Origin of the sequence: Corynebacterium faecium (assembly GCF_027257105.1) — a bacterium.
GTDB classification, from domain to species: Bacteria; Actinomycetota; Actinomycetes; order Mycobacteriales; family Mycobacteriaceae; genus Corynebacterium; species Corynebacterium lehmanniae.
In genome coordinates this window covers 312443-327033 of sequence record NZ_JAPYJX010000001.1, presented here as the reverse complement: position 1 = coordinate 327033, position 14591 = coordinate 312443, and the positions used below count along the sequence as shown (strand labels likewise).

The window sequence follows — 14591 nt, the reverse complement described above, 5'->3', positions numbered from 1 at the left end:
CCGGTGTCATCGGGTTTTGGCAGGGGGGACTTTCTGCGGCTTCCTTGCTCTATCCGATTCTTCTCTACGCATTCGTTGCAGGCAGCGGGCGTCTCTATAAATGGGCTGAGGATGCCGCGCCGTAATCAATTGTTATGGGGCGTGTACGCGAGGGCCTTCACGATGTCGCAGGTTATTCCAACTGTGCTGACCTCGACGGAATCACTGAAAGGACCCATAGTGTTATGTTGCCTGCCGTTGGTCCCTGCGCGAGATCGAAGGGCTGGGCGGTGGAGTACAGCATGGGGTAATCGTACTCACGGACATTTCTAGTCAGGCGGCTTTGCTTTGATGGGCAGTGTCCTGCGAACTGGCCGATGCGCCTGCTTTATAACTCTTTATAACTACCCCAACCTATAAAGAGGTATAAAGCACCCATGCTGCCTTCCGCCGACGAAATCCTCGAGCGCGCCCACGTCGTCGCCCTGCCCATGGCCGTGAAATTCCGCGGCGTGACCACCCGCGAGGCCCTGCTCATCGACGGCCCCGCCGGCTGGGGCGAATTTTCCCCGTTTACCGAATACGGGCCCGAAGAATCCGCCGCGTGGCTGCGCGCCGGGCTCGAAGCGGCGTTCACTGGGCTGCCCGAGGCTCACGGCGAAGTCGAGGTCAACGGCACTATCCCCGCCGTCGCGGACGTCCAGCCAGTGCTCGCGCGCTACCCCGGCGTTTCCACCTTCAAAATCAAGGTGGCGGAGAAGGGGCAGTCGCTTGACGACGACCTCCGGCGCGTCGCCGCCGTCCGCCAGCTGCGCCCCGACGCGAAGCTGCGCGTGGACGCCAACCGCGGCTGGAGCGTCGACCAGGCCATCGAGGCCGCCGAGAAGCTCGGGGAGCTGGAGTACATCGAGCAGCCCTGCGCCACCGTGGAGGAACTCGCGGAGGTCCGACGGCGCACCAGCACGGCGATCGCGGCGGACGAGTCCATCCGCCGCGCCGCCGACCCGTACCGTGTGGCCGAACTCGGGGCGGCTGATGTGGCGGTGTGCAAGGTGGCGCCGTTAGGTGGCGTCGATAAGCTTCTGCGTATTGCCCGCGACTTGGACCTCGATGTGACCGTGGCCAGCGCGTTGGATACCGCCGTCGGGATGGACGCGGGTCTGGTGGCGGCGAAGCTGACCGGCTCGCGCGCGGCGGGGCTGGCCACGCAGCGGCTGTTCGTAGAAGATGTCGCCGCGCCGCGCGAGCTCGCGAACGGCCGGCTGGAGATCACCCGCACCACCCCCGATCCGGACAGGCTTCACGGGCTGCGCGCGCCGGCGAAGCGCCGCGACTGGTGGTTCGACCGCGTCCGCGCCTGCGTAGAGGTGCTATCAGTAGATCCCCAATTCCGGGTGTAAAATCGGACAATCGTGTTGGAATCGGGGGCGCGCCCGCTAACCTTTGCGCCATGTCGACTCCCGTGATCCACGATTCCGCCGCACTTTCAGACGGCGACCTCGCCAAAGCACCCGAACCCGGCGAGTGGCGCCGCCAACTCATCGGCCTGATCACCGGCGTGGTGCTCGCCGCGCTCGTCTACTTCTTCTTCCCATCCGGAGCCGCTGACACGGTGGCGCATTCCTCCGGCGCCAAGGAAGGCGTGGAGTACTCCGCAGACACCATGCGCATCGTCGCCGCCACCACCGTGCTCATGGGCGCGTGGTGGATGACCGAGGCGATCCCGCTGGCTGCGACCGCTTTGATCCCGATCGCGGTGTTCCCGCTGGCAGGCGTGGCGCCGTTCAAGGACGTCTCCTCGCCGTACGCGTCCGCGACAATCTTCCTCTTCATGGGCGGCTTCCTCATGGCGTTGGGCCTGCAGCGCTGGAACCTACACCGCCGCCTGGCGCTGATGGTGGTCAAGGTGGTGGGCACCAGCCCGAAGCGCATCATCTTGGGCTTCATGCTTGCTACCGGCTTTATGTCCATGTGGGTGTCCAACACCGCAACCGCCGTGGTGATGCTGCCCATCGGCACCTCGGTGCTCATGCTCACCGCGGACACCGTCGGCGGGATGAAAAACCAGAAGCGCTTCGCCACCGCGCTGATGCTGGCGATCGCGTATTCGGCGTCCATCGGCTCGCTGGCAACGCTCATCGGCACCCCGCCGAACGCGCTGCTGAAGGGGTACATGGAGGAGGCTCACGGCATCGTCATCGGCTTCGGCGAGTGGATGCTGGTGGGCCTGCCGGTGGCCGTGGTGTTCACCTTCATCGCGTGGTGGGTGCTCATCACCGTGTTCAAGCCCGAAGTGGACACCATCCCGGGCGGGCGCGAGCTCATCGACGAGGAGCTGAAAAAGCTTGGCCCCTGGACCTTCCCGCAGGTCGCCGTCGGGCTGATCTTCCTGGTGGCGGCGCTGGCGTGGATCTTCATCCCGCTGGGCATCAACCAGTTCGGCTGGGACTTCCCGTACGACGACGCCATCGTGGGCATCATCGCCGGCCTACTCATGTTCATCGTGCCGGGCACCGCAAACGGCAAGCGCCTGCTGGACTGGGAGACTGCCAACGAGATGCCGTGGGACGTGCTGCTGCTGTTCGGCGGCGGGCTTTCCCTGTCCGGCATGTTCACCGCCACCGGTCTGTCGCTGTGGATCGGTGAGAAGGCGAAGGGCCTGGCGTCGCTGCCGATGATCCTGCTCATCCTGGCCGTCGCCGCACTTGTGCTGCTGCTGACGGAGCTGACGTCCAACACCGCCACCGCCGCGACCTTCCTGCCCATCATGGGCGGTGTGGCAGTGGGCATCGGGCTTACCGACGCCACCGAGATGAACGTTATGCTCCTCGCCATCCCGGTGGCACTTTCCGCCACCTGTGCGTTCATGCTGCCGGTGGCCACCCCGCCGAACGCGATCGCGTACTCGTCGGGCTACGTCACCATGGGCGAGATGATCAAGGGTGGCATCTGGCTCAACGTGATCGCCATGGTGCTGATCACGCTGGCCACCTACTTCATCGCGGTGCCTGTGTTCGGGCTGGTGCTGTAAGCCCCGAATCTGCTGCGACACTTCCGCGCCCCGTCAAGAGCTTTTGGCGGGGCGCGCTAGTGTATTTCGCATGGATAACGAGACGAGACAGTACGGCCCCCAGGGTGGCGAGCCGCGCCGCGAGCGGCCCCGGCAGTACTTCCCGGACCAGTCCCAAAACCAGTACCAGCAACCGCAGGCGCAGCCCCGCTACGAGGAGCGCTACACCCAGCCCGCCTACGAGCAGCAGCAATACCAGCAGCCCTACCAGGACCCGTACTACGACAACGGGTATGAGCCGGAGCCGGAGAAGGGCACGTCGGCAGGCGCGATTGCGCTCGGCGTGTTCGCGGCGCTGAGCTTCATCGCCGCGGTGGTGCTGGCCGTGCTGTGGCGCGGCGCGGCGGCGGAGGCGAACAAGCCGCCGGTGACGGAGACCAGCACCATCGTGCAAACCACCACCGAGCGCGAGACGAAGACGGAGACCACCACCAAGTTCCCGTCCATTTTCCGCGACCGGGACAACCCCACCGCCACGCTGGAGCCGACCGAGCCGGCTCCGGATCCGAACGAGATTGAGCGCGAGATCCGCGACGGCGCCCGCGACATTCTGGACCAGCTGCGCGGCGGCGCGGACGAGTACCTACAGGAGCAGTAGATGGCAGCTATGGAGATTGCGGCGGCGGTGGCGGAGCTCGTCGCCAAGCATTGCACCGATGTGGTCATGAGCCCGGGCTCGCGCAACTCGCCGCTGGCATACGCGCTGCTCGCGCGCCGCGACGTGCGGGTGCACATGCGTATCGACGAGCGCTCCGCTGCCTTCACCGCCCTCGGTTTGGCACGAGTGCAGCGCCGCCACGTCGGCGTGGTGATGACCTCCGGCACCGCCGTGGCGAATGCGTACCCGGCGGTGATCGAGGCGCACATGTCCCACACCCCGCTCGCGGTGATCAGCGCGGACCGCCCGGAGCGCCTCGTCGGCACCGGGGCGAGCCAGACCATCTGGCAGCAGGGCATCTTCGGCCGCTACGCCGAAACGCAGCAGGTGCAATCGCTTGACGACGTCCACGCGGCCACCTTCGACGCCACCCAGGTCCACATCAACGTGGCCCTGGACACCCCGCTCGTGCCGGAGCAGCTGCCGGAGCCGGTGGGGCAGCCGCGCCGGGTTGGGCCGGGCGCGCTCGAGGGGGCGCGCGACTGGGTCGATCACGGCGCTGTGGACGTGGACCTGACCCGCAACACCCTGGTCATCGCCGGCGACGAGGCATCGGAGGTGCCGGGGCTCGAGCACGTGCCCACCATCGCTGAGCCGACCGCGCCCACGCCGTTCCACCAGGTGCACCCGCTGGCCGCGCGATTTTTCGCCCAGTCCGAGGTGGCCATCTCCCACGACGGGGGCGACTTCGCCGCCGACACCAAGCCGGAGCAGGTCATCGTGGTCGGCCACCCGACGCTGCACCGCGACGTGATGGCGCTGTTGGCGGACCCGGACATCGAGGTCGTCGGCATCTCGCGCACCGAGACGTTCACCGGCCAGCCCGACAAGCGCGGCTCGCGCGTCAACGCCGCCGGCCAGCCCACGGACACGTGGCTGAAGATCTGCGAGGCCGCCGGCGACGTCGGCGCCGACACCGTGCGCCAAGCGCTCACGGAAGACGAGTTCGGCTTCACCGGCCTGCACGTCGCCGCCGCGGTGTGCGACACCCTCGGCGTGGGCGACACGCTGGTGCTCGGCTCGTCCAACCCGGTGCGCGACGCGTCGTTCGTGGGCATGCCCTTCGACGGCGTGGACACCTATTCCGCCCGGGGTGCTGCGGGCATCGACGGCACCGTCTCCCAGGCCGTCGGCGTGGCATTGGCCACCCAGGCGCTGCGCCCGGACGAGATCCGCGCACCGCGCACCGTCGCGCTCATGGGGGATCTGACCTTTATCCACGACGCCAACGGCCTGCTCATCGGGCCCGACGAGCCGCGCCCGGGCAACCTCACCATCGTGGTGGCCAACGACGACGGCGGCGGCATCTTCGAAGCCCTCGAGCCGGGTGCGGATCACCTCCGCGGCGCGTTTGAGCGGGTCTTCGGCACGCCGCACGGCGCGGACATCGAGCAGCTGGCGGAAGCGTACGGCGCCGACTACCGGCGCGCCGACACCCTCGCCGAGCTCAACGAGGCGCTGCTGGAGCTCGAGGCGCAGCCGAACCCGATCACCGTCGTGGAGGCCGCCACCACACGCACCACCCGCCGAGCGTTGGCGGCGCGCCTGAACCGATGAGGTGGCGCCGCCGCGCGCACCAGGTGGTGCTCGCGCTCTACGCCTTTGCCACCCTCGGCAGCGTGGCCATGGTCGCAGGTCCCGCGCTCAACGACGCCCGCATCCAGGCCAACCCCGGCCGCGGCACCGCGATAGTCACCGAAGCCGGGCGCATGCGCACCTTTGTGGAGTACCAGACCGAAGACGGCCAGCTGGTCTCCCCGCCGCGCGGGCTGTTGTACCCGACCGGCCTGGGGGAGGGGCAGCAGGTGTGGGTGACCTACGACAAAACCGACCCTGACCTGGTCAAGGTGGAAGGCCGCGGCTGGGCGCTGGCGCTTCTGCCCGCCCTGTCGATGTGGGCGGTGGCCACGCTCGTCGCCGCCGCGGCGTGGTTCGCTGCCGGACGGTGGGCGCCGGAGGGGTAAAAATTCATGTTTGGTTCAACCAAAATTGGCGGCAAATTTGGATTGCAGTGGGAGAGTGCCTGATATGCGAGTGGGAATCGTGGCGGAGTCTTTCCTCCCCAACGTCAACGGAGTGACCAATTCGGTGCTGCGCGTGCTCGAGCACCTCAAGCGCGAAGGCCACGAGGCGATGGTGGTCGCCCCCGGCGCGCGCGACTTCCAGGACGAGATCCCCGACTACTTGGGCTTCGAGATCGTCCGCGTGCCCACCGTCATGGTCCCCCTGGTGGATTCGCTGCCGATCGGCGTGCCCACCTCCACCGTCGCGGCGGCGCTGTCCGGGTTCAAGCCGGACATCATCCACCTGGCTAGCCCGTTCGTCCTCGGCGGGGCCGGCGTGTTCGCGGCGCGCCAGCTCGGTGTGCCGGCGGTGGCGCTGTACCAGACGGACGTCGCCGGCTTCGCCACCAAGTACCACCTGCCCATGGTGGCGAACTTGGCGTGGGATTGGACGCGCACGATCCACAACATGAGCGAGATGACGCTGGCGCCGTCGTCGAGCTATATCCGCATGCTCGAGTCCCACGGCATCAACAACGTGCGCCACTGGGGCCGCGGCGTGGACACCGAGCTGTTCAATCCGGCAAAGCGCTCCGACGTGCTGCGCCGCATGTGGGATCCCACGGGCGAGAAGAAGATCGTCGGCTTCGTGGGCAGGTTGGCCGCGGAGAAGTCGGTGCACCGCCTTGCCCCGCTTGTCGACGACCCTGCGGTCCAACTCGTCATCGTCGGCGACGGCCCGGAGCGGGATTGCCTTGCCGAGACCCTGCCTTCGGCGGTGTTCACCGGGGCGCTGTCCGGCGAGGAGCTCGCCCGCGCGTACGCGTCGCTGGACCTGTTCGTGCACACCGGCGAGTTTGAGACGTTCTGCCAGGCCATCCAGGAAGCGCAAGCCTCGGGCGTGCCCACGATCGGCCCGCGCGCGGGCGGGCCCATCGACCTGATCAAACACGGCGACAACGGGCTTTTGCTCGAGGTGGGGACCTTCGAGCAGGAGCTTTACGACGCCGCGCGCTGGATCCTCGACGACGCCCGCCACGCCACCCTGCAGGCCGCCGCCCGCGAGTCCGTGGCCGACAAGACCTGGGCCGCACTCGGCGACCAGCTGCTGGGTTACTACACCGAGGTGCTGGACTCCTACGAGCGCAAGGTGGTCAGCCTGTTCGGCCGCGACGTGGCCCTGCCGCGCTGGGCACCGGCACGCCTAGGCCAATCCCGCAGGCAAGCGCGGCGCGGCGACACCGCGTAGGCGCATGCGCGCCGCCAAGTAGAGTGGCGAGCATGTCCGTCGGCGACCTGTCCACCAGTACCCAGAACTACCTCAAAGGCATCTGGGCGCTTTCGGAGTGGTCAGATACGCCGGTGACACCGTCGTCAGTGGCCAAGCACCTTGGACTGCGCAAATCCACCGTCTCCGACGGGGTGCGCAAGCTCGGCGAGCAGGGCCTGGTGGAACATAAGCCCTACGGCGCCGTCGAGCTGACCGACACAGGCCGCACGTACGCGGTGGCGATGATCCGCCGCCACCGCCTGATTGAAACGTTTTTGGTGGAGGCGTTGGGCTACACCTGGGACCAGGTGCACGACGAGGCCGAAAACCTCGAACACTCGGTGAGCGACTTTATGGTCGACCGCATCGACGCGTTTTTGGACTACCCCAGCCGCGACCCCCACGGTGACCCCATCCCCTCAGCCAGCGGGCGTGTTGATGCCCCCGAGGCCGTCCCACTGACCGGCGTGCAGCCGGGGCAGAAGGCCACGATTGAACGCATTGCCGACGACGACCCGAAACTGCTGCAATTCTTCGACAGTCACGGGCTCGTCGTCGGCGCAACCCTCGAGGTGGGAGAGGGTGCCCCTTACTCCGGCGCGGTCGCGGTCCGGCTTGCCGGCGCGGCGGAGGCGGTGCCGCTCGGCGAGGAAGCCACGGATTCCGTCTTCGTGCGCGTGGATGCGTAACGACGACCCCGCAGCACCCCATGCGGGCCGAACAGGTACACCACACCAAACACCACACCTTGGGCGAGCACGATCATGCCGCCAGAGGCCGTGTCCAGGTAGTAGGAGCAGTACAGGCCCACAATCGCACACGCCGCCGACATGGTCGGGGCGATGATCAGCATCGTGCCGAATTTGTTGGTGAGCAGGTAGGCGGTCGCACCCGGGATGATCAGCATCGCCACCACCAGGATCACGCCAACGGCCTGGAGTGCCACCACTGACGTCAGCGCCAGCAGTGCCAGCAGGGCCGCACCGAGCAGGCGCGGATTCAACCCAATCGCGTGTGCATGGGTGGGATCGAACGCGTAGAGGGTGAAGTCGCGCCGCTTGAGCACCAGCACGCTCAACACGATCGCTCCCAGGATGGCCACCTGCAGCAGGTCCCCACGGGACACACCAAGCAGATTGCCGAAGATGATGTGGTTCAGATCCGTGTGCGAAGGGGTTACCGAAATGAGCACGAGCCCCAGCGCGAACATGGTGGTGAACACAATGCCAATGGCCGCATCCTCCTTCACCCGGGACGTATCGCGCACCAGCCCGATCAGTGCCACCGCAAGGAACCCGAACACCACCGCGCCGACGGCAAACGGCACGCCCAGAATGTAGGCCAGCACCACGCCGGGCAGGACAGCGTGGCTTACCGCATCGCCCATCAGCGACCAGCCAACCAACACCAGCCAGCACGACAACAGCGCGCAGACAATCGACGCCACCAGCGAGGTCGCAAGCGCACGCATCATGAACTCGTACCCAAACGGCTCCGTAAGCAGCGCAATCATGCTGACACCCCCATACCGAAGCCCTGTACCAAATTGTCCGGCTCTAACACCACTTCAGTCGGGGCGTGCATCAACACCCGGCGGTTCAACAGCACTGTCTCCGGCGCGAGCTGGGGCAAGGCAACCAGGTCGTGCGTCACCACAAAAATAGTGGTGCCTTCTGCCGCGAGGTCACGCAGCAGCTCAGTGATGGTGGCCTCGGAATGTTTGTCCACGCCGGCGAAGGGTTCGTCGAGAAGCATGATGCTCGCACCCTGAGCGATACCGCGGGCGATGAAGGCACGCTTCTTCTGGCCACCCGAAAGCTGACCGATCTGGCGGTCTGCGAACGACTCAAGGTGGGTGCGCTCAAGCGCGCGATCCACAGCCGCAATGTCCTCCGCACGCGCGTGGCGGGTAAAGCCCATGTGGCCGTAGCGGCCCATCATGACCACATCACGCACTGTGACCGGGAACTGCCAGTCCACGTCCTCGCTCTGCGGGACGTAGCCCAGCACCTGCGTCTTGCGGGCGCGCATGGGGTCGATGCCGTTGATACGAACCGTGCCGCGATCCGGCTTGACCAACCCCATGATCGCCTTGAGTAGCGTGGATTTGCCCGCGCCGTTCATCCCGATCAGCCCACAGATACGGCCTGGTTGGACGCTCAAAGTTGCGCCGTCGAGCGCGACGACGTCGCCGTAGCGCACCGCAACATCGTCAACCGCGATTGCGGGGATCACTGCTTGCCCCCGTTCAAACCGTCGATGATCACCTTCGTGTCGTGGCGAATCAGATCCAGGTAGGTCGGCACCGGACCGTTTTCCTCAGAAAGCGAATCGACGTAGAGGGTGCCGCCGTACTCCGCGCCGGTGGCCTTCACGACCTGCATCATCGGCGCGTTAGAGACCGTGGATTCACAGAACACAGACGGGACGTTGTTTTCCTTCACAAACTCGATCGCGCCGGCGATCTGCTGCGGGGTGGCTTCCTGCTCAGCGTTGACCGGCCAGATGTAGCGCTCGGTCAACTTCGCGTCGCGAGCCAGATAGGAGAACGCACCTTCGCAGGTGACCAAGGCGCGCTGCTTGTCGGGGACAGCGGCGAGCTTGGTTTCCAGCTCGTCTTGCACAGCCTGCAGTTCCTGCTTGTATGTTTCGCCGTTGGCCTTGAAATCATCGGCGTGCTCCGGGTCGAGTTCGCTGAACGCGTCGACGATGTTGTCCACGTACTTCTGCACGTTCACCGGACTCATCCAGGCGTGCGGGTTGGGCTTGCCGGCGTAGGCGTCCTCCGCGATGTCGATCGGGTCGACACCTTCGCTGACCACGGCGTGGGGCACGTCCAGGTCGGCGACGAACTGGGAGAACCAGTTTTCCAGGTTCATGCCGTTGTCCAGGATCAGGTCGGCGTCGGAGGCGCGCGAGATGTCGCCCGGGGTGGGCTCGTAGCCGTGGATTTCCGCGCCGGGTTTGGTGATGGACTCCACCCGCAGGTGGTCGCCGGCGACGTTCGAAGCGATGTCCTGGATCACCGTGAACGTGGTGAGTACCACGGGGGTGTCTTTGCCGCCTGCGGCGTCGGCGCTGTCCTGCGAACAGCCTGCGAGGCCGGCAGTTAGCGCAGCCGTGGCGGCGAGCGCGAGCACCTTGGATTTCAGCATGTTGGTCCTTTTCTTTCTGTGTACTTTTCCGTGCGGTTAGAGAAGCGGCGGCGGGCCGACGCGGTGGGACGTGGCAATGAATCGGTCGAGCTTTTCCGGGGATTCGTCGTGCAGGTAGACGGCGAGCAGCCGCATCAGGTTGAGCGTGACGTCTTCCGGGTTGGCGCTGGAGCGCACGAGCCGCGCGGACGCGAGGTAGTCGCCTTCGCGGGCGGTCTCGAACAATGCGATGGCTTCGAGCCATGCGCCCATGTTGGAGTCATCAAGTCCCATACCGGCGAATAATAAAGTTCGGCACGCCGAACTTGCAAGTGTTGTGTTGTCGTACGGCCTCCGTTTGTGGGTGGCAAAGTAGACTTGCGCACCATGGCCAAGGCGGATCTGGAGAAAAAGCCCTTCGACGTCGCGGGGATGTTCGACGATGTCGGCGCGAAGTACGATACGACGAACACCGTGCTGTCGTTCGGCTTGGACAAGTACTGGCGACGTCGCACCCGCGAGCGCCTGGACTTAAAGCCCGGCGAGCTCGTGCTCGATCTGGCCGCCGGCACCGCCGTGTCCACCGTGGAGCTGGGCAAGTCCGGCGCGTGGGTGGTGGCCTGCGACTTTTCCCAGGGCATGCTCGCCGCCGGCAAGGACCGCGACGTGCCCAAGGTCGTCGGCGACGCGATGCACCTGCCGTTCGCCGACGAGACCTTCGACGCGGTGACCATCTCCTACGGCCTGCGCAACGTCCACGACTTCGAGGCCGGCCTGCGCGAGATGGCGCGCGTGACCAAGCCGGGCGGGCGCCTCGCCGTCAACGAGTTCTCCACGCCCGTCGTGCCCGGCTTCCGTACGCTGTACAAGGAGTACCTGCCGCTGGCGGTGCCGGCGCTGGCGAAGCTATTTTCCTCCAACGCGGAGGCCTACGAGTACCTCGCCGAATCCATCCGCGCCTGGCCCGGCCAGGAAGAGCTCGCCGCGGCGATTAACGCCAACGGTTGGACCGATGCCGGCTGGCAGAACCTCACCGGCGGCATCGTCGCGCTGCACAGCGCGGTCAAGCCGGCCTAGCGCACGTCCCAAAGTGGCTGGCCGCCGGACGCCGCCCGCGCGCCCTTGCCAGCCAAACGCCACAGCCTTGCGACGAGGTCCCGGTCCTCCTCGCCCACGAGATTGCCCATCAGCCGCGCCGCCGCCGGCATGAGGTAGCGCCCGCCCAGCCCGCGCAGCGCCACCGGGCCCGCCAGCGGCAAAAACTGTGGGTAGGTGAGCAGACGCGCCAGGGTGCGGGCCAGGGTGAACGCCTCGCCGTAGTGCTCGCGCAGAAGCGCCGGCCACGCGAGCGTGAGGTCCCCGCCGTCCGCGATCAGCTCGACGGCGGCGACCGCCGTTTCCAGCCCGTAGTCGATGCCCTCGCCGTTGAGCGGGTTCACGCACGCCGCGGCGTCGCCGACCAGCGCCCAGTTCGGCCCCGCCACGTTGGACACCGCCCCGCCCATCGGCAGCAGCGCCGAGGCGACCGACTGCTCCGGGGCGAGCTGCCACGCCTCGCGCTGCTGCGAGGCGTACAGGGCGAGCAGCTTCTTCGTGTTCACCTTCGCCGGGCGCGCGTCCGTGGACAGTGCGCCGCAGCCGAGGTTCACGGTGCCGTCGCCGAGTGGGAAGATCCAGCCGTAGCCGGGCTGGATCACCCCGTCGGCGTCGCGGAGCTCCACGTGCGAGTGCATCCACGGCTCGTCCGCATACGGAGACGCGCAGTAGGAGCGCGCCGCGATCCCGTAGACCTGCCCGCGGTGCCACTTTCGCCCCAGCAGCTTGCCGAAGGGGGAGCGCACCCCGTCCGCCACGATCACCCAGCGGGCGCGGACCACGCCGCCGGAAGTCTCCACCGCGCTGATCGCCCCGTCGCTGAAACGCACCCCCGTCGCGGCGCAGTCGTGGCGGACGGTGGCGCCGGCGAGCGAAGCTTCGTCGACAAGCATGGCGTCGAATTTCGCGCGCGGGGACGCGGACCCCTCGCCGCGCGGCCACGGCGCGACCACATCGCCGCCGAAGCCGTGCAGCTTCAGCCCGAAGTTGCGGTACGCGGGCACCTCAAGCCCCAGGCGCGCAAGCGTATCGACGGCCCGCGGCGTGAGCCCGTCCCCGCAGGTTTTGTCGCGGCGGGGGGATTGCGCGTCGAGAAGCAGGGTGCTCATGCCGGCCCTTTGCGCGGCGATCGCGGCGGCGGAACCCGCAGGGCCTGCGCCCACAACGACGAGGTCGAACAACTCACTCACGCGCCACATTCTGCCAGCGCCACCCGCAAGTGCACCCGGCGGGGTTATTGGGCTACGGTTAGTGCGTTACACATGGGCCCATCCAACCTGCAAGGACGTTATCTATGACGTACGGCACCACTCCGTCACCGCGCCACGGATTCAACCTGGACCTGGGTGACGACGCGCTCAACACCCGGCTCAACACCGGGCTCGAAGCGGTGGAGGAGCTGCTGATGACGGAACTTTCCCGCGGGGAGAGCTTCCTCACCGACAAAGTCACCCACCTGGCAAAAGCCGGCGGCAAGCGCTTCCGCCCCATGATGGCGCTGCTGTGCAGCGAGTTCGGGCCGAACCCCGGCGCTGAGAACGTCATCCGCGGCGCCGCGGCGACCGAGATGGTGCACCTGGCCACGCTCTACCACGACGACGTCATGGACGAAGCCGAGCGCCGCCGCGGCGTGGAATCCGCCAACACCCGTTGGACCAACACCGTGGCCATCCTCGCCGGCGACATCCTGTTCGCCCACGCGTCGCGGCAGATGAGCCTGATGGACCTGGACACCGTGGCCCACTTCGCGGACACCTTCTCCGAGCTGGTCACCGGCCAGATGCGCGAAACCGTCGGCGCGGACGGCACGGGCGCGGCGGACCCGGTGGAGCACTACCTGAAAGTCATCGAGGAAAAAACCGGCGTGCTCATCTCCTCCGCCGCCTACCTGGGCGCGCGCCACGCCGGCGCCTCCGACGAGGTGGTGGCGCGCTGCGCCCGCATCGGCGACGCGGTGGGCATGATCTTCCAGATCGTCGACGACATCATCGACATCTTCTCCGACCCTGAACAGTCCGGAAAAACCCCCGGCACCGACCTGCGCGAGGGCGTGTTCACCCTGCCGGTGCTCTACGCGCTGCAAGAGGACTCGCCCGCCGGCGAGGAGCTGCGCGGGCTGCTCACCGGCCCGCTCACCAACGACGCGGACGTCGCCTGGGCGCTCGAACTGCTCGGCCAGACCCGGGGGCGCGAGCGCGCCCTGGAGACCGTGCGCGGCTACGTCGAGACAGTGGAGCGCGAACTCGACGCCCTGCCAGAAGGCCCCGCCCGCGAAGCGCTTCGCACCATGACCCGCATGACCGTCGAACGGGTCGGTTAACCTGCCGATTTGCACCGATCGCGGGACCGTGTTGTAGAGTAAATCCCGCACTTTGAACGTGCTTGCCAGGTTGCCCGAGCGGCCAAAGGGAGCGGACTGTAAATCCGCCGGCATTGCCTTCAGAAGTTCGAATCTTCTACCTGGCACCACACGCAAACCCCGTCGGTTTCACCGGCGGGGTTTCGTCGTTAAGCAATTGCTTCACGACGTCTAAAGTGCACACCGTAACCGCCTAAAAAACCCGCAACTGCCTGGCGATTTGTGTTTGAAAACAACATCGGGTTAATCTTTCCAAGGCTTCAACGGAGCGGGTCAGAGCGAAAGCGAAGATCCACAACACAGAGGCTGTGCCCCCTTAGCTCAGTCGGCAGAGCGTTTCCATGGTAAGGAAAAGGTCGACAGTTCGATTCTGTCAGGGGGCTCTGTTGTTTGCTGGGGCCTTTTGGCCCGGCGAACACCAGGGCGGTGTAGCTCAGTGGTAGAGCAAGCGACTCATAATCGCTGTGTCGAGAGTTCAATTCTCTCCATCGCTACTCACCTCAAACGGGAGCCGAAAGGTGACCGTGGTAGGGTTAGGCGCACTTGAACGAGTGCCCTAGGGGCGTGGCGCAATTGGTAGCGCAACGGTCTCCAAAACCGTAGGTTGCAGGTTCGAGTCCTGTCGCCCCTGCCAAAACAACCTGGAGGAGTTTTTGTGACTAACCCCAACGGTCAAAACCCCGCACAGCCGACCGGCAAGCGTCAGCTGCGTGGGGCTTCTCCCGTTTCCTCCGAGGGCTACGAAGCGAAGCGTGCCCCCGTCGCCGACGACGCGGACGAGAAGGACGGCTCCAGCGTCGCCGCCTTCCCGGGCGAAGTCGTCTCCGAGATGAACAAAGTCATCTGGCCGACCGGCAAGCAGATGCTCAACTACACCCTCATCGTGTTTGCGTTCCTGATCGTGCTGACCATCTTCGTGTGGGGCACCGACGCGCTGGCATCGTGGCTGATTCGCTGGATCTTCATCCGCTAGGTACAATTCAACGCGCACAAACTTTTCCCGCCGCCTCGGACGCCGAGGAG

Annotated in this window: 15 protein-coding genes and 4 tRNA genes; 14 read left to right on the top strand and 5 right to left on the bottom strand. The window is 66.5% G+C overall.

Features of this window, described 5'->3' with window-relative positions; genetic code table 11:
- The first annotated feature begins 416 nt into the window (after positions 1-416).
- The 7 genes from O5O53_RS01690 to O5O53_RS01660 all read left to right on the top strand — a co-directional run bounded on the left by O5O53_RS01690 (position 417) and on the right by O5O53_RS01660 (position 7669).
- Positions 417-1379, top strand: coding sequence for an o-succinylbenzoate synthase (locus O5O53_RS01690; protein WP_085956855.1), 963 nt, complete (start codon positions 417-419; stop codon positions 1377-1379).
- A gap of 50 nt (positions 1380-1429) precedes the next feature.
- Positions 1430-3010, top strand: a complete 1581-nt coding sequence (locus O5O53_RS01685; RefSeq protein WP_269508441.1) for an SLC13 family permease — start codon at positions 1430-1432, stop codon at positions 3008-3010.
- Positions 3011-3080: 70 nt separating this feature from the next.
- Positions 3081-3647, top strand: a complete 567-nt coding sequence (locus O5O53_RS01680) for a hypothetical protein (RefSeq protein ID WP_239307132.1) — start codon at positions 3081-3083, stop codon at positions 3645-3647.
- The gene (gene menD / locus O5O53_RS01675) at positions 3648-5264 is read left to right on the top strand and encodes a 2-succinyl-5-enolpyruvyl-6-hydroxy-3-cyclohexene-1-carboxylic-acid synthase (RefSeq protein ID WP_269508439.1); all 1617 of its coding nucleotides are present in this window, start codon (positions 3648-3650) and stop codon (positions 5262-5264) included.
- The gene (locus tag O5O53_RS01670) at positions 5261-5671 is read left to right on the top strand and encodes a DUF3592 domain-containing protein (protein ID WP_269508437.1); all 411 of its coding nucleotides are present in this window, start codon (positions 5261-5263) and stop codon (positions 5669-5671) included. The genes menD and O5O53_RS01670 overlap by 4 nt, the downstream gene beginning before the upstream one ends.
- Positions 5672-5735: 64 nt before the next feature.
- Positions 5736-6959 carry a glycosyltransferase family 4 protein gene (locus tag O5O53_RS01665; RefSeq protein ID WP_269508435.1) on the top strand — a complete coding sequence of 408 codons (1224 nt, stop codon included), beginning with the start codon at positions 5736-5738 and terminating at the stop codon, positions 6957-6959.
- Positions 6960-6991: 32 nt separating this feature from the next.
- Entirely contained in the window at positions 6992-7669 is a 678-nt protein-coding gene (locus tag O5O53_RS01660; RefSeq protein WP_038609549.1) for a metal-dependent transcriptional regulator, read from the top strand.
- Here the strand turns inward: O5O53_RS01660 and O5O53_RS01655 are convergent.
- The 4 genes from O5O53_RS01655 to O5O53_RS01640 are packed head-to-tail and all read right to left on the bottom strand — an operon-like array spanning position 7570 to position 10408.
- Positions 7570-8493 carry a metal ABC transporter permease gene (locus tag O5O53_RS01655; protein ID WP_051952118.1) on the bottom strand — a complete coding sequence of 308 codons (924 nt, stop codon included), beginning with the start codon at positions 8491-8493 and terminating at the stop codon, positions 7570-7572. The genes O5O53_RS01660 and O5O53_RS01655 overlap by 100 nt on opposite strands.
- The gene (locus O5O53_RS01650) at positions 8490-9215 is read right to left on the bottom strand and encodes a metal ABC transporter ATP-binding protein (protein WP_034997179.1); all 726 of its coding nucleotides are present in this window, start codon (positions 9213-9215) and stop codon (positions 8490-8492) included. Before O5O53_RS01650 ends, O5O53_RS01655 begins: the two co-directional genes overlap by 4 nt.
- Positions 9212-10135 carry a metal ABC transporter substrate-binding protein gene (locus O5O53_RS01645; protein WP_066529067.1) on the bottom strand — a complete coding sequence of 308 codons (924 nt, stop codon included), beginning with the start codon at positions 10133-10135 and terminating at the stop codon, positions 9212-9214. Before O5O53_RS01645 ends, O5O53_RS01650 begins: the two co-directional genes overlap by 4 nt.
- Before the next feature lie 36 nt (positions 10136-10171).
- Positions 10172-10408: a tudor domain-containing protein gene (locus O5O53_RS01640; protein ID WP_038609556.1), complete on the bottom strand. Its 237-nt coding sequence runs from the start codon at positions 10406-10408 to the stop codon at positions 10172-10174.
- A 93-nt stretch (positions 10409-10501) separates the two neighbouring features.
- Between O5O53_RS01640 and O5O53_RS01635 the strand changes: the two genes are divergently transcribed.
- Complete coding sequence (locus tag O5O53_RS01635) at positions 10502-11191, top strand: demethylmenaquinone methyltransferase (protein ID WP_269508433.1); 690 nt, start codon at positions 10502-10504, stop codon at positions 11189-11191.
- Here O5O53_RS01635 and O5O53_RS01630 read toward each other — a convergent pair.
- Positions 11188-12408 (bottom strand): geranylgeranyl reductase family protein, encoded by a 1221-nt coding sequence (locus tag O5O53_RS01630; protein WP_437177829.1) that lies wholly within the window; start codon positions 12406-12408, stop codon positions 11188-11190. The two genes, O5O53_RS01635 and O5O53_RS01630, sit on opposite strands and share 4 nt — an antisense overlap.
- A gap of 95 nt (positions 12409-12503) precedes the next feature.
- Between O5O53_RS01630 and O5O53_RS01625 the strand changes: the two genes are divergently transcribed.
- The 6 genes from O5O53_RS01625 (at position 12504) to secE (ending at position 14541) form a co-directional block, all read left to right on the top strand.
- On the top strand, positions 12504-13529 hold the full coding sequence (locus O5O53_RS01625; RefSeq protein WP_269508429.1) for a polyprenyl synthetase family protein: 1026 nt from the start codon (positions 12504-12506) through the stop codon (positions 13527-13529).
- Between the two features lie 64 nt (positions 13530-13593).
- A tRNA-Tyr gene (locus tag O5O53_RS01620) sits at positions 13594-13678 on the top strand.
- Positions 13679-13878: 200 nt separating this feature from the next.
- A tRNA-Thr gene (locus O5O53_RS01615) sits at positions 13879-13951 on the top strand.
- Positions 13952-13990: 39 nt separating this feature from the next.
- Positions 13991-14062 (top strand) — tRNA-Met (locus O5O53_RS01610).
- 64 nt (positions 14063-14126) lie between these two features.
- Positions 14127-14202 (top strand) — tRNA-Trp (locus tag O5O53_RS01605).
- Positions 14203-14223: 21 nt separating this feature from the next.
- Entirely contained in the window at positions 14224-14541 is a 318-nt protein-coding gene (secE, locus tag O5O53_RS01600; protein ID WP_181889763.1) for a preprotein translocase subunit SecE, read from the top strand.
- Positions 14542-14591 lie beyond the last annotated feature (50 nt).

Coding starts and splice junctions, on each gene's coding strand:
- O5O53_RS01630 (WP_437177829.1), bottom strand. CDS start 12,408: ATGTGGCGCGTGAGTGAGTTGTTCGACCTCGTCGTTGTGGGCGCAGGC.
- O5O53_RS01670 (WP_269508437.1), top strand. CDS start 5,261: ATGAGGTGGCGCCGCCGCGCGCACCAGGTGGTGCTCGCGCTCTACGCC.
- O5O53_RS01645 (WP_066529067.1), bottom strand. CDS start 10,135: ATGCTGAAATCCAAGGTGCTCGCGCTCGCCGCCACGGCTGCGCTAACT.
- O5O53_RS01690 (WP_085956855.1), top strand. CDS start 417: ATGCTGCCTTCCGCCGACGAAATCCTCGAGCGCGCCCACGTCGTCGCC.
- O5O53_RS01655 (WP_051952118.1), bottom strand. CDS start 8,493: ATGATTGCGCTGCTTACGGAGCCGTTTGGGTACGAGTTCATGATGCGT.
- O5O53_RS01640 (WP_038609556.1), bottom strand. CDS start 10,408: ATGGGACTTGATGACTCCAACATGGGCGCATGGCTCGAAGCCATCGCA.
- O5O53_RS01660 (WP_038609549.1), top strand. CDS start 6,992: ATGTCCGTCGGCGACCTGTCCACCAGTACCCAGAACTACCTCAAAGGC.
- O5O53_RS01625 (WP_269508429.1), top strand. CDS start 12,504: ATGACGTACGGCACCACTCCGTCACCGCGCCACGGATTCAACCTGGAC.
- O5O53_RS01680 (WP_239307132.1), top strand. CDS start 3,081: ATGGATAACGAGACGAGACAGTACGGCCCCCAGGGTGGCGAGCCGCGC.
- O5O53_RS01635 (WP_269508433.1), top strand. CDS start 10,502: ATGGCCAAGGCGGATCTGGAGAAAAAGCCCTTCGACGTCGCGGGGATG.
- O5O53_RS01665 (WP_269508435.1), top strand. CDS start 5,736: ATGCGAGTGGGAATCGTGGCGGAGTCTTTCCTCCCCAACGTCAACGGA.
- O5O53_RS01685 (WP_269508441.1), top strand. CDS start 1,430: ATGTCGACTCCCGTGATCCACGATTCCGCCGCACTTTCAGACGGCGAC.
- menD (WP_269508439.1), top strand. CDS start 3,648: ATGGCAGCTATGGAGATTGCGGCGGCGGTGGCGGAGCTCGTCGCCAAG.